We start from the raw sequence: 13573 nt of genomic DNA, 5'->3' as shown, positions 1-13573 counted from the left end.
AACATCTATGCGTGGGATCGGTGCGAGCGTGCTCGATCGTTTGTTCCGGGCCAGCGTGTGCGCAACTGCGCTGCTGGCGCCTTTCGCGGCTCAGGCGGCTACCGAGGAAGACCCTTGGGAAAGCATCAACCGGCCGATTTTCCGTTTCAACGACACGGTCGACACCTATGCGTTCAAGCCGATCGCCCAGGGCTACCGGTTTGTAACGCCGCAGTTCGTGGAAGACGGCATCCATAACATGTTCCTCAACCTGAGTGATGTGACCAACCTGGCCAACAACATCCTCCAGCTCAAGCCCCATGCGGCCGGTGTCGATACCGCCCGGCTGATCGTCAACACCACCTTCGGTCTTGGCGGCTTCTTCGATGTGGGGACCAAAATGGGCCTGCAGCGCAATGATGAAGACTTCGGCCAGACCCTGGGCTACTGGGGTGTACACAGCGGTCCTTACGTGATGCTGCCGTTGCTGGGTCCGAGCACCGTGCGCGATGCGCTGGGCAAGTATCCCGATACCTACACCGAACCCTACCGCTACGTGAATCACGTGCCGACCCGCAACACCGCGATCGGCGTCGACCTGGTCGACACACGCGCCAGCCTGCTGTCGGCGGAGAAGATGATCCAGGGCGACAAGTACATCTTCATCCGCAACGCCTACCTGCAGAACCGCGAGTTCAAGGTCAAGGACGGCGACGTCGAAGACGATTTCTGATCGTCGGCAAGTAGAAAAGGCGACCTCCGGGTCGCCTTTTTCATTGGGGCATCCTTCCATTGAGTTGCCACAAACCGGGTTTTTATAACCACCGGTGATTTGCACTGCAAACAGCCGCACGCGAGCGGCGGTGCATGCTTGAAACGCCTGGCGGATGGGAGTACCGTCTGCGCCTTACAGGGCACCTCTGCAAGTTGCCGGTCGGCTTTTTCTGACCTACAACTCAGATAGACAGAGTGGCTAGAAGAGAATCCAGTACGTGTGCTCCAACCTGTCGAGCCGCTTACGCCAACCTATTTCTGGCGCCGTTTGCCCACATGCAGAAAACCAGTGCAACGCTGCTGATAATCGATGACGACGACGTGGTGCGCGAGAGCCTCGCCGCCTACCTGGAAGACAGCGGTTTCAGTGTCCTGCAGGCAAGCAATGGCCAGCAGGGCCTTCAAGTCTTCGAGCAGGATCGTCCCGACCTTGTGCTCTGTGACCTGCGCATGCCGCAAATGGGCGGTCTGGAGCTGATCCGACAAGTGACCGAACGTGCGCCTGACCTGCCGGTGATCGTGGTTTCCGGTGCGGGCGTGATGAACGATGCTGTCGAAGCCCTGCGTCTGGGCGCTGCCGATTACCTGATCAAGCCGCTTGAAGACCTCGCAGTGCTCGAGCACTCGGTTCGCCGCGCGCTCGATCGTGCGTACCTGATCAAGGAAAACCAGCGCTACCGGGAAAAGCTCGAAACCGCCAACCGCGAACTTGAAGCCAGCCTCCACCTGCTTCAGGAAGACCAGACAGCGGGTCGCCAGGTGCAGATGAACATGCTCCCGGAAAGCCCGTGGAGCATTGGCGAGTTTTCCTTCGAACACCAGATCATCCCGTCGCTGTATCTCTCTGGCGACTTTGCTGATTACTTCCGCGTCGACGAGCGGCGGATCGCCTTCTACCTGGCGGACGTGTCCGGCCATGGCGCGTCCTCGGCCTTCGTGACCGTACTGCTGAAGTTCATGACCACCCGCCTGCTGTTCGAATTCAAGCGCAGCGGCACCCTGCGGGACTTCAAGCCGTCGGAAGTGCTCGGGCACATCAACCGCGGCCTGATCAACTGCAAGCTGGGCAAGCACGTGACCATGGTTGGCGGTGTCATCGATGAAGACAACGGATTGCTGACCTATGCCATCGGCGGCCACCTGCCGCTGCCGGTACTGTATACCCCGGAGCAGAGCCTTTATCTGGAAGGCCGAGGATTGCCGGTCGGTCTGTTCGACGAAGCAACGTACCAGGATCACGTCCTGGAGCTGCCGTCGCAGTTCAGCCTGACCCTGCTATCTGATGGCATTCTGGACCTTTTGCCCGGCGCAACACTCAAAGAAAAAGAAGCATCCCTGCCTGAGATTGTCAGGGATGCGGGCGGCAGCCTGGATGGCCTGCGGCAACGATTCGGATTGGCTACGCTTGGGGAGATGCCGGATGATATCGCCCTATTGGTGTTGAGCAGGAACCTTCAATGAGTACCGGTAGAATCCAGTTCGCCGAACAGAGCGGCACCTTTGTTCTGAAGTTTGTCGGTGAAGTGCGTCTGACCCTGTGTTCGGCGCTGGATGCAACTATTGAGAAGATCTTCACCGCGCTGAATTTCTCGGCGATCGTCATCGATCTCACAGAAACCCAGAGCATCGACAGCACCACGCTCGGCCTGTTGGCCAAGCTGTCGATTCTGTCGCGGCAGAAGGTTGGCCTGCTGCCGACCGTGGTGACCACCCACGCCGACATCACTCGCCTGTTGCAGTCGATGGGCTTCGATCAGGTGTTCAACATCGTCGACCGGCCGATTCCGTGCCCGGAATGCCTGACCGACCTGCCTTCCCAGGACCAGGACGAAGAGGTGGTGCGGGCCAAGGTGCTGGAGGCGCACAAAATCCTGATGGGCTTGAATGACTCCAACCGTGAAGCCTTCCATGACCTGGTGAACGCGCTCGAGCGTAGCTGAATCCTTCAGGGCCTCATCGCCGCGATGAGGCCCTTGTCATTCCCGCCGCGGAAACTCCGTCGCCTCTGACCCATCCGCATTCAACTGGAACACCCGCTCCGGTTGCCCCTGTTCATTGAAAAACACCTGGCCCAGGCCCGCGCTGTTCCACAGCCGCTCGCCGGCTTTGCTGTGGCTGGGTATGCGCGGCACCACTTCCATCAGTCGCCGGCGGGTGAACCAGTTCAAGGGCGAGCGCGGTGCGTAGAGCCAGCGGTTGAGGCGATCGAAGGTGTCCAGCAGGCGCGCGGGGAAGCGGTTCTTGATGCCGCTGCTGGTGATCTGCCACAGGTGCGGACTGCGTTGGCGGTGGCGGATCAGCACTTCGTAGACGAAGGAATAGTGCACGTCGCCGGAGAGGATCACGTAGTGCCCCGGCGTGCGCGAGTGGCGGAAGATGTTCAGGATCACCTGTGCCGCGCCGCGGTGAGCCATCCAGTTTTCCGCGTCCACCAGCAGCGGGTAACCGCACCAGCTGAACACCTTCTGCACCGTCTCGATCAGCTTGACGCCGAAGATCGGTGCGGGCGAAACGATGATCGCCGACGGGTGGTCGAGCAGCGCTTGCTGCAACTCGCAGAGCGCTTCCCAGTCCAGCAGGCCTGAAGGTTTCTTCAGATTGCTTTCGCTGCGCCAGCGCCGGGTGCGGGTGTCCAGCACCAGTAGCGCTGGGCTGGTCGGGAGTTGGTAATGCCACTGCTGGAAGCGCAGCAGGTCGTTGATCAACTGATCCTGCTGCGGACTGTCCAGGTGGCGGTCGTCCGCGGTGCTGGCGAAGAGTTGCCGGCATTTTTCCAGGAGATCACCGAACACGTCCGGGTTGTTGCCCCAGGCCTGGCAGAGCAGGTAAGCAAGCAGGGCGTTGCCGATGATCCGGCGCGAGAACGGATGGCCGTAGGCGGTTTCCTCCCATTGCGCCGAAAGGTTCCAGTCATCGGTGATGTCGTGGTCGTCGAAAATCATCAGGCTCGGCAAGTGCGCCAACACCCGGGCGACCCCGCCCAGCCCGGCGACGAAGCCATCCAGGCAACCCTGTTCCAGCCTGTAGCGCGTTTGGTGTTCGGCGTTCAGCGGCGGCATGTCCGGCGCAATCAGCGTCCACGGCACGGGCGACCAGACCAGCAGGTACATCGCCAGGGTTTCGCCGAAGGTCACCAAGTGGTTGTCGGCATTGCTGCTGGTGAAGATCGGTTTGCGCACGCCACCGAAGAAGCGCTCGCGCAGGGTTTCGTTGCTTTTCAGCGCTGGCAGCAGGTCGCCACGGTGGTAGTAGCTGGCGGGATGGCCATAAAGCTCGACGCTGTCACGGATCACCGCGCCGTCCAGGCATTCCTCGAACAGGCCGAGCCGTGCAATCAGCGTATGAATGGCGCGCAGCATCGGCCCGGCGACATCGTCGGCGTAGACCTGATCGCCGCTCATCATCAACAAGGCTGGGCGCTGTGCGGGCTGATGCGGGCTGGCCAGCAGCCGGTCGGCGCAGAGCAGGCCGTCTTCGGCGGGAAAGTGAGGTTTGCGGCAGGAGCCGTGGAGCAACTGATCCAGCCGTTCGCGGACGACGAAGTTCGCACGCTGTGCGCCGTCATAAAGCAGATGCGGCGCCCACTCGGCGATGCCGTGGCCATCGAGCAGCAGGTCGTAGTCGATCCGGGTGTCGCAGGGTAGCGGTGTTTCCAGAGACACATCGATCAGGTGCACGAACGCCTGGCGACCCACCGGAATGATCTGGCAGCGAGTGGCGTCCAGTGGCAGGACCAGCGGATCGGAATGTGCAACATGAAGGTGCAGTTCGGCGTTCAGCGGCTGCGAGGCGACCAGCCAGAACACCATGCGCGTCGGCTCCAGGCGGCGAAGCAGTGGCCCGGCCAGGACCAACGGCAAAAAAGAAGAGTCGGACATCAATGCGGGAACACGAGGCTGTTTGCCAGTAGTTGCGGAAGAGGCGGGACTTTCCGCGCTGTCGCGACTACTGGCAAACCGAGATTTGTATCAAGCCTTTGCAGAAAGCAGGGCTTCGAGTTTTTCCTGGTCACGGGCGAACAGGCGAATGCCTTCGGCGAGTTTTTCGGTGGCCATGGCGTCTTCGTTGAAGGCCCAGCGGAACTGGCTTTCGTTCAGCGTCAGGCGTGGCTCGGCGCTGGCGCCGGGGGCGAGTTTGCGGGCCAGGGTGCCCTGGTCTTCGCTGAGTTTCTGTAGCAGGTCCGGGCTGATGGTCAGTCGATCGCAGCCGGCCAGCTCTTCGATCTGGCTGAGGTTGCGGAAGCTCGCGCCCATGACCACGGTGTCGTAGCCATTGGCCTTGTAGTAGTTGTAGATGCGGGTGACCGACTGCACGCCCGGATCTTCGGCGCCGACATAGTCCTGACCGCTGGACTTCTTGTACCAGTCGTAGATGCGGCCCACGAACGGCGAAATCAGGAACACCCCGGCATCGGCGCAGGCGGCAGCCTGGGCGAAGGAGAACAACAGGGTCAGGTTGGTCTGGATGCCTTCCTTCTCCAGGGTTTCGGCGGCGCGGATGCCTTCCCAGGTGGAGGCCAGCTTGATCAGCACGCGATCACGACCAACGCCGGCCTTGTCGTACAGCTCGATCAGTTGGCGGGCCTTGGCCAGCAGCGCCGGCTCGTCGAAGGACAGGCGCGCGTCCACTTCGGTGGAAATGCGGCCGGGGATCGCTTTCAGGATGCCGCTGCCCACCGCGACGGCGAAGGCATCACAGGCCAGATCGACATTGCCCTTGCTGCTGGCGATCACCTGCTTCAGCAGGTCGGCGTAGCCGGGCATGGCGGCCGCTTTCAGCAGGAGGGAAGGGTTGGTGGTGGCATCGACCGGCTTGAGGCGGCTGATCGCGTCGATATCGCCGGTGTCGGCGACGACCGTGGTGAACTGCTTGAGTTGTTCCAGCTTGGAAGTCATGAGCGTGCTCTGTCCTGTGCGGTGCGACGACATTACCCGAGCGCCGTCAGCGGCTCAAGGGCCGTGCCGGCGGGCGTCGGGAGGGTATGTCTTCGAGTGCCGCGGAGCGCGCCGGTTCCTAGTGGCCCTTTAACAATTCAGCAGCTTGATCGAGCAGGGCCAGCGGGTCGTTGGTCTTGTGCACATCCACCGAAAGCAACTGACGGAACTTGCGCGCGCCCTTGAAGCCCTGGGCCAGACCGAGGATATGCCGGGTGATGTGGTGCATGGCGCCGCCGGCCTGCAGGTGGGCGGCGATGTATGGCTTCAACTGCTCCAGCACCTCGCTGCGGGAAATCACCGGGGCATCGCTGCCGAACAGTTGCTGGTCGACTTCGGCCAGCAGATAGGGATTGTGGTAAGCCTCGCGGCCGAGCATCACGCCGTCGAAGGTCTTGAGGTGCTCGTGGCATTCCTCGAGGGTCTTGATCCCGCCATTGAGGATGATTTCCAGGTCAGGGAAGTCCGCTTTCAACTGCGCGGCGATGTCATAGCGCAGCGGCGGGATCTCGCGGTTTTCCTTCGGCGACAGCCCTTCGAGGATGGCGATCCGGGCATGCACGGTGAAACTGCGGCAACCGGCATCGCGGACCTGACCGACGAAATCGCACAGCTCGGCGTAACTGTCGCGGCCGTTGATGCCGATCCGGTGCTTGACCGTCACCGGGGTCGATACCGCGTCCATCATCGCCTTCACACAATCGGCCACCAGCGCCGGGTGACCCATCAGGCAAGCGCCGATCATGTTGTTCTGCACCCGGTCGCTGGGGCAGCCGACGTTCAGGTTCACTTCCTGGTAGCCCGCCACCTCGGCCAGCTTCGCGCAGGCGGCCAGATCGGCCGGCACGCTACCGCCCAATTGCAGGGCTAGCGGGTACTCGGCGGCATCGTGGCCGAGAAAACGCGCGGCATCGCCATGAAGCAGGGCGCCGGTGGTGACCATTTCGGTATAGAGCAGGGCGTGGCGGGACAGCAGGCGCAGGAAGAATCGGCAGCGGCGGTCTGTCCAGTCCATCATCGGGGCGACGGAAAACCTCCTGAGTACCGGACTCGAAGGATTGCTCGGGTTTTCCGCGGGGGTATTGTGCATGCCGGTGGTCTCGTCTGCTGCCGTCTTCGGATGCATTACGCACCCTGAAAAAAGGCGGCGGAGTTTAACAGGAATGCGCTTTGCCGGCTTATCGCCCCGACAAAAACGTCACCAACTGCCGCCCATGTGAACTCAGCTTCTCCCACTCACGAAAACAAATCCGCAACTCCAGCGTCGCCCAACGCTCTTCCAGTGGCAGGCAGCGTACGGGCAGTTCCTGTTCCAGGCGGCGTGCGGTGGTTTCCGGGAGCATGGCGATGCCGGCGCGCTGGGCCACCAGTTGCGCGATGGCTTCGAAGCCGGGGGCGCGGACGCGGACTTTGAGCGGCATCGACAGGTTGATCGCCAGTTCTTCGACGAAGCGCTGCATGGCCCGCTCCGCCGGCAGGCAGACGAAGGCGTAGTCGAGGGCGTCGCGCAGGCGCAAGGCGGTCCGTTCGGTCAGGGGGTGGTCGAGCGGCACCAGCAGCACCAGGCGCTCGGTGCGGAAGGGCAGGGAGACCACGCCGTCGTTGATCAGGTTGCCGTCGTAGACGCCGATCTCGCATTCGCCGGCGAGGACCATGCGCAAGATGTCGACGCTCTTGTGCTCCACCAGTTGCAGGTCGATTTCCGGGTAGTCGAAGAGGAACGGGCCGAGCACCGTCGGGAGGATGGTGCTGTTGGTCACGGTGGATGCCGCAAGGTGCAGGTTGATGCGTTTCTGCCCGGCCAGTTCCTTGAGCGTGTCGTGCAGCTTGCGGGCTTCGCCGAGGACGCCGCGCGCAGATTCCAGCACCAGCCGGCCCGCCGGTGTCAGGTGCATGCCGTCGGCCTTGCGCACGAACAGGGTCAGGCCGCTGCGTTCCTCGAACAGGCGCAGGCGGGTGCTGGCGGCCGATACCGCCACCGGAAAGCTCGCCGCCGCCTTGCTCAGGCTGCCGGTTTCGGCGATGGCGGCGATCAGGCGCAGGTCGGGAAGGTCGAAGTGCATCAGGGGGTTCTCCAATTCAGAAAGCCTGCTTCGTAAAAAAGCGATTCTGGCGTGCTGGCTTTCTGTTCAGAATAAAGCCTGTCACATTTTGGTGCGGACCTCCATGATCAGCTTTCCTCCCCGGATTCAGCGTTACATCGATAACGGCAGCCTGTTCGCAGTGCTGTCGGCCTTGGGTTTCAGCTTCAAGGCGATCTTCGTCAAGCTTGCCTACGCGGCGGGCCCGGTGGATGCGATCACCTTGCTCGCCCTGCGCATGGCCCTGTCGTTGCCGCTGTTTCTCTGGCTGGTGTGGTTCAGTCGCGGCCACGCCAATGCACCGCTGAGCTGGGGCAGTGCCGGGCGGGTGCTGTTGCTCGGGCTGTTCGGCTATTACCTGGCGAGCCTGTTCGACTTCTACGGCTTGCAATACATCAGCGCCGGGCTGGAGCGGCTGATCCTTTTCACTTATCCGACCCTGGTACTGATCTTCCAGGCCGTGGCCCTGCGCGAGCGGCCGACCCCACGAGTGCTAGTGGCGATGGGCATCTGCTACCTCGGCCTGGGCGTGGCCTTTGTGCATGACGTCAGCGTTTCGGGGGTGGGCGATCAGGTGATTCTCGGTTCGCTGTGGGTTTTCGCCAGCGCCGTGACCTACGCGCTGTACTACTCCGGCACCGGCGTGATGCTCAAGACCATGAGTTCGATGCGCCTCGCCGGCCTGGCGGGCACGGCTTCGTCGCTCATGGTTCTGGGTCATTACCTGTTGACCGGGGATTTCTCGCAACTGGGCCAGTTGCCCGCGGCGGTCTGGGTGAATGCCGCGTTGATGGCGCTGTTTTCCACGGTGTTGCCGATTTACTGGGTGGCGCTGGCGATCCAGCGCATGGGCGCCACGCAAACGGCGGCGGTGGGCAACCTCGGCCCGGTGCTGACGGTGCTGGCGTCCTGGGCGCTGCTCAACGAGGACATTTCCGCGTATCAGATCGCCGGGCTGGCGCTGGTGCTGTTCGGGGTGTCGCGGTTGAAGCCGGGCAAGGCCAGGGTTGCGCCGCAGGCCCAGGGCAAGGATGCCCCGGCCTGACACCTTGGCCTGTGAGGCTCAGACCTGATGGGCAACCTCTGCTGCGTCGGCCACGCGGACCCGGTTGCGCCCGCCGATCTTGGCCTGATAAAGCTGCTCGTCAGCCACTTCGAAGACCCGCGCGGCGTTGTCCGAGTGCAGCGGCCAGTTGGCCACGCCCATGGACAGCGTGAGGTTGCCGACCGTTTCGAATTCCATCTGCTCGACCCGATGGCGCAAGCGCTCGGCCACCCGCGCGGCCGTGTCGGGGCGGGTGCCCGGCAGCAGCATGAAGAATTCCTCGCCGCCGGAACGGCAGATCACGTCGTGGTCCCGTGAGCAGCCGCGCATCACCTCCGCCAGCGCTTGCAGCACCTCGTCCCCGGCGGCGTGCCCGTAGGTGTCGTTGACCTGCTTGAAGTGGTCGATGTCGATGGCGATCACCGAGAACGGGCGTTTTTCCGCCTGCCACAGCGTCACCGCGAGGTCGAGGCCGCGGCGGTTACGCAGGCCGGTCAGCGGGTCGGTCTGGATGTCGTGATTGAGCTTGCCCAGGCGCTCATGCAGCAGGTTGAGGCCAATCAACAGGGCGCGCTTGAGTTCCGACGATTCGAAGTACCAGGAGCGCACGCTCTCGATTTGCGCGCTGGTTTCCGGCTCGTTGATCTTCTTCGCGCCCGCGGCCAACTGCCTGAGCGGTTGGGCGATGATCCGCGAGAACCACCAGATCAGGATGAAGCTGACGATCGCCAGCGGGATGGTCTTGAAGATCACGCTCATCAGTAACTGGTCGAGCCCTTCGAGGGTCGATTCGGTGGAGCGTTGGGCGACGATGCCCCAATGCGCCGAGGGCACGGAGGCGAAACCGGCGAGCATGTCCATGCCCTGGCTGTTGATTACCCGTTGGGTGCCGTTGTCCCGCGTGCCGAGGGTGTCGATCAGGCTGTTGCTGCCGACGATGCTGCCGACCCGGTCGGCATCGGGGTGATAGAGCAGGCGGCGGTTGCTGTCGACCACGTACAGGTAGGAGCCGTTCTTGTAGTAGTGCTCGCCGAGCAGTTCGTTGAGGATGCTCTTGTGCTTGAGGTAGATGCTGCCGCCGATCAGTCCGCGGTAGCGGCCGGCTTTGTCGAACACCGGTTGCGAGATGAAGATGATCAGGTTGTTCGCCGCCGACATGTAAGGGCTGGAGATCAGCGGCCGGCGCTCGCGCAGGGCCGCCAGGGCACCCTCCGATTGCAGCTTCTTGCCGAGAATCTGCAGGGTGTCCGGCGAGGTGGAGCGCACCACGCCTTGGTCGTCGGTAATGACGATGGAGTTGAAGGTGTTGGTCTGCAGGCGCAGGCGCACGGCTTCGCGGTTCAGTTGTGCGAGGTCGTCGAAGTGCTCGCCGAGCAGGTCGGCGGCGTAGGCCAGTTGTTGCTGCGAGGCTTGCAGGTAGGTTTCGGTGCTGGACGCGAGCTTCGAGGCATAGGCGTGGTTGGCTTCCAGCGCGTTGTCGATCAGCAACTGGTACTGCACGCGATAGCTGGCATAGAAACTGTTGAGCAGGGTGACCAGAGCGGTGATCAGCGTCAGCAGCAGAATCAGGCTGCGCAGATCCCAACGGAAGAAATGTCTCAACTGCACCGAAGTCCCCTTGCCCCGATCCTGAATCATTTGAAGGCGCGCACGGTCATGGCAAACCGCCATGGGCCGTGACGAAGCGCGGCATACTGCGCCTGAAGCCCGAAGTTGTCGCGCCAAGGGTAATGAGACTTTGGTCGAATAGCCACAGTGTATACGTGGACATGAATTTGACTGATGGGTCACGCAGTGAACCGAAAACCACGCCGATTCAGACAGTTGTGTTGTTTCGGTGAGGCCGGCAACTGCGCCGAAGGGCTTGTTTTGCACGGTGGAGAGATGGACCGCCATGCGGGAGGGGTAATATCATGCTGACATCAATGCATGTGCCATGGATGCGGCCGCGGGTTTCGGGCGCCGCAGTGGGCACAGGTTCCTGGTCTATCCCGGCCACTGCCTGGCTGGATTCTCTTGAGTAGAACATGACGTCTCACGACAACCGTTCCATCGAATTGTCGCTGGCTCAACTGGCCGCCCTCGACCGGGTGATGTCCATCGCCGAGTTCGCCCCGGATGGCACGCTGCTGCGGGCCAATCAGAACTACCTGGTGCTGCTGGGGTACTCGCTGGAGGACATCTGCGGCCGCCACCACAGCTTCTTCTGCCCGCGCACGCTGGTGGAGAGCCCGGCTTACGAATTGTTCTGGCCACGCTTGCGCGAAGGCAGCGGAAGTTCCGGAATCCAGGAACGGGTGCGCAGCGACGGCAGCAGTTGCTGGCTGGAGGCGACCTATACGCCGGTGTTCGACGGCAACGGTGAGGTTGTCCAGGTACTCAAGCTGGCCACCGATATCAGCGCGCGGCTGGAGCAGGAACGGGTCCAGCAGGAACGCCTGCGCATGCTGTCGCTGGTGGCGGATGCCAGCGACACCGCGGTGATGATCAGCGACAGCCAGCGGCGCATCGCCTACACCAACGCCGGCTTCGGGCGGATGTTCGGCTGGCGTGGCGACGAGATCAAAGGCCTGAGCCCGATGGCGCTGCTGGTGCCGGACCGGGACGAGCAGACCATCGCCGAGTACTACGCCGAGATGTACGCCGCCGGTGCCATGCAGCGCGAGGAAATCGTCACCGGCAAGCATGGCCAGCGCTACTGGGCGAAGGTGGTCAGCAACCCGATCTTTGATAGTGCCGGCCAGTTGCAGCACACCGTGACCCTGTTCACCGACATCACCCAGGCCAAGATGCACGAAGCCCTGCAGCACCGGGTGCTGGAGTCCATGGCCCGGGAGCAGCCGCTGACTGAAGTGCTGGAGCTGATCTGCCTGGAAGTGGAGCGCATCGCCCCGGAAATCACCGCCTCGATCCTCAAGGTCGACGAAGAGGGGCAACTGCATTCGCTCGCCGCGCCGAGCCTGCCGAGCGATTACAGCCGCCAACTGAATGGCGTGCGTATCGGCCCGATGGTGGGTTCCTGCGGTACCGCCGCCTGGCGCAACGAATCGGTGCTGGTGGACGACATTGCCAGCGACCCGCTGTGGGCCGGCTACCAGGACCTGGCGCGACCGCTGGGCTTTCGCAGTTGCTGGTCGACGCCGATCCGCAACAGCCAGGGCGAGGCCATCGGCACCTTCGCCTTCTATTTCCGCCAGCCGCGCAATGTCGCCTCGGCGCTGTTCCACCAGCGCCTGGTGGACGCCTGCGCGCACCTCTGTTCGCTGGCGCTGGAGCGGGAAAACTCGCGTCAGCGGATCCGCCAACTGGCCTACTACGACGCCCTGACCGGCCTGCCCAACCGCAGCCTGTTGCAGGCCAAGGCCGATCAGGCGATCGCCACCGCCGCGCGCAACAACGAGCAACTGGCGGTGCTGTTCATCGACCTCGACCGCTTCAAGCAGGTCAACGATTCCCTTGGTCATCCGGCCGGCGACGAACTGCTGCGTAACGTGGCGGCGAAAATGCGCCGTGAACTGCGTGGTTCGGATATCGCCGGGCGGCTGTCGGGCGACGAGTTCGTGGTGATCCTGCCGCAGTGCGACGGCGACCATGCCGCCGACGCGGTGGAGCGCATCCAGACGTTGCTGTGCCAGCCGATGACCATCGCCAACACCAACCTGTCGATTTCCGCCAGCGTGGGCGTCGCCATGTACCCGTCCGATGGTTGCGACGTGGAAACCCTGCTGCACCGCGCCGACATGGCCATGTACCAGGCCAAGAGCAGCGGCCGCGGCTGCTTCAGTTTCTTCAGCAGCGAAATGAACAAGTTGGCGCAGGAGCGCCTGGCGCTGGAAAACGCCCTGCGCGAGGCCCTGCAGAAAGGCCAGTTGCGCCTGCATTACCAACCGCAGATCGAGATGTCCACCGGGCGCCTGTACGGCGTCGAGGCGCTGGCGCGCTGGACCCATCCGCAGTTCGGCGACGTATCGCCGGCGCGTTTCATTCCGCTGGCCGAAGAGTGTGGCCTGGTGGCCGAACTGGGACGCTGGGCGCTGCGCGAGGCGTGCCGGCAGTTGTCCGAATGGCGCGCCCGGGGCCTGGTGGTGCCGGCGGTGGCGGTCAACCTGTCGCCGACCAGTTTCCACAACCTCGACCTGCCGCGGATGATCGCCGACACCCTGCGCAGCCATCACCTGGCGCCGGCGGACCTGACCCTCGAACTGACCGAGAACATTCTGCTGGACACCAACCCCAGCACCATGAAGACCATCGAGGAAGTACATGCCCAGGGCATTCGCCTGTCGATGGACGATTTCGGCACCGGCTATTCCAGCCTCAGCTACCTGCGGCGCCTGCCGGTGTCGGAGTTGAAACTGGACCGCAGTTTTGTCGCGGATCTTGAGCATGACGAAGCGGCGCGGGCGTTGAGCAATGCCATTCTCGGCATTGGCAAGAGCCTGCACCTGACGGTGGTGGCCGAGGGTATCGAGACCGACTCGCAGAGTGTCTGGCTGCAGGAGCAGGGTTATCCGGTGGCCCAGGGCTATCTGTTCTCTCCGCCATTGGCGCCGGATGCGCTGGCGCAGTGGCTGGAGGAACGGGTGGTGATCGAAGAAGAGGCGGGGGTTGTGGGGTAGGACTTCGGGGTGGTGCGCATCGCGATCAAGCTCGCTCCTACAGAATCGCGCAAAGTTTTGAATCAGCGCTTTAGTGCAGGAGCGAGCTTGTCGGGGCGCCGAACCGCCGCGAAGCGCCGCGCGGGCGGCGCTCGATCTTCA

General features: G+C 63.0%; 10 protein-coding genes. 5 read left to right on the top strand and 5 right to left on the bottom strand.

The window, feature by feature from the left end:
• Positions 1–7: 7 nt before the first annotated feature.
• From NTD88_RS14730 to rssC, 3 genes are all read left to right on the top strand, one after another.
• Positions 8–712 (top strand): VacJ family lipoprotein, encoded by a 705-nt coding sequence (locus NTD88_RS14730; protein ID WP_262154739.1) that lies wholly within the window; start codon positions 8–10, stop codon positions 710–712.
• A 317-nt stretch (positions 713–1029) separates the two neighbouring features.
• Entirely contained in the window at positions 1030–2214 is a 1185-nt protein-coding gene (gene rssB / locus NTD88_RS14725; protein ID WP_095157887.1) for a two-component system response regulator RssB, read from the top strand.
• Positions 2211–2693, top strand: a complete 483-nt coding sequence (gene rssC, locus NTD88_RS14720) for an anti-sigma factor antagonist RssC (protein ID WP_095157885.1) — start codon at positions 2211–2213, stop codon at positions 2691–2693. Before rssB ends, rssC begins: the two co-directional genes overlap by 4 nt.
• Before the next feature lie 36 nt (positions 2694–2729).
• Here the strand turns inward: rssC and NTD88_RS14715 are convergent, their stop codons facing one another.
• From NTD88_RS14715 to NTD88_RS14700, 4 genes are all read right to left on the bottom strand, one after another.
• Positions 2730–4631, bottom strand: a complete 1902-nt coding sequence (locus NTD88_RS14715; protein WP_262154738.1) for an alkaline phosphatase D family protein — start codon at positions 4629–4631, stop codon at positions 2730–2732.
• 90 nt (positions 4632–4721) lie between these two features.
• Positions 4722–5648, bottom strand: a complete 927-nt coding sequence (tal, locus tag NTD88_RS14710) for a transaldolase (RefSeq protein ID WP_095157881.1) — start codon at positions 5646–5648, stop codon at positions 4722–4724.
• Between the two features lie 118 nt (positions 5649–5766).
• Positions 5767–6777 carry a tRNA dihydrouridine(20/20a) synthase DusA gene (gene dusA, locus NTD88_RS14705; protein WP_110972650.1) on the bottom strand — a complete coding sequence of 337 codons (1011 nt, stop codon included), beginning with the start codon at positions 6775–6777 and terminating at the stop codon, positions 5767–5769.
• An 88-nt stretch (positions 6778–6865) separates the two neighbouring features.
• Positions 6866–7750 carry a LysR family transcriptional regulator gene (locus NTD88_RS14700; RefSeq protein WP_262154737.1) on the bottom strand — a complete coding sequence of 295 codons (885 nt, stop codon included), beginning with the start codon at positions 7748–7750 and terminating at the stop codon, positions 6866–6868.
• Between the two features lie 103 nt (positions 7751–7853).
• On the opposite strand from NTD88_RS14700, the gene NTD88_RS14695 reads away from it, so the two are divergent.
• On the top strand, positions 7854–8813 hold the full coding sequence (locus NTD88_RS14695) for a DMT family transporter (protein WP_095157873.1): 960 nt from the start codon (positions 7854–7856) through the stop codon (positions 8811–8813).
• 18 nt (positions 8814–8831) lie between these two features.
• Here NTD88_RS14695 and NTD88_RS14690 read toward each other — a convergent pair whose 3' ends face one another.
• Complete coding sequence (locus NTD88_RS14690) at positions 8832–10451, bottom strand: sensor domain-containing diguanylate cyclase (protein WP_262154736.1); 1620 nt, start codon at positions 10449–10451, stop codon at positions 8832–8834.
• 389 nt (positions 10452–10840) lie between these two features.
• On the opposite strand from NTD88_RS14690, the gene NTD88_RS14685 reads away from it, so the two are divergent.
• Positions 10841–13432: an EAL domain-containing protein gene (locus NTD88_RS14685; protein WP_262154735.1), complete on the top strand. Its 2592-nt coding sequence runs from the start codon at positions 10841–10843 to the stop codon at positions 13430–13432.
• The last annotated feature ends 141 nt before the right edge of the window (positions 13433–13573 follow it).

Source organism: Pseudomonas sp. 20P_3.2_Bac5, assembly GCF_025466035.1.
GTDB lineage: Bacteria > Pseudomonadota > Gammaproteobacteria > Pseudomonadales > Pseudomonadaceae > Aquipseudomonas.
This window is presented reverse-complemented; position numbering and strand designations above follow the sequence as displayed.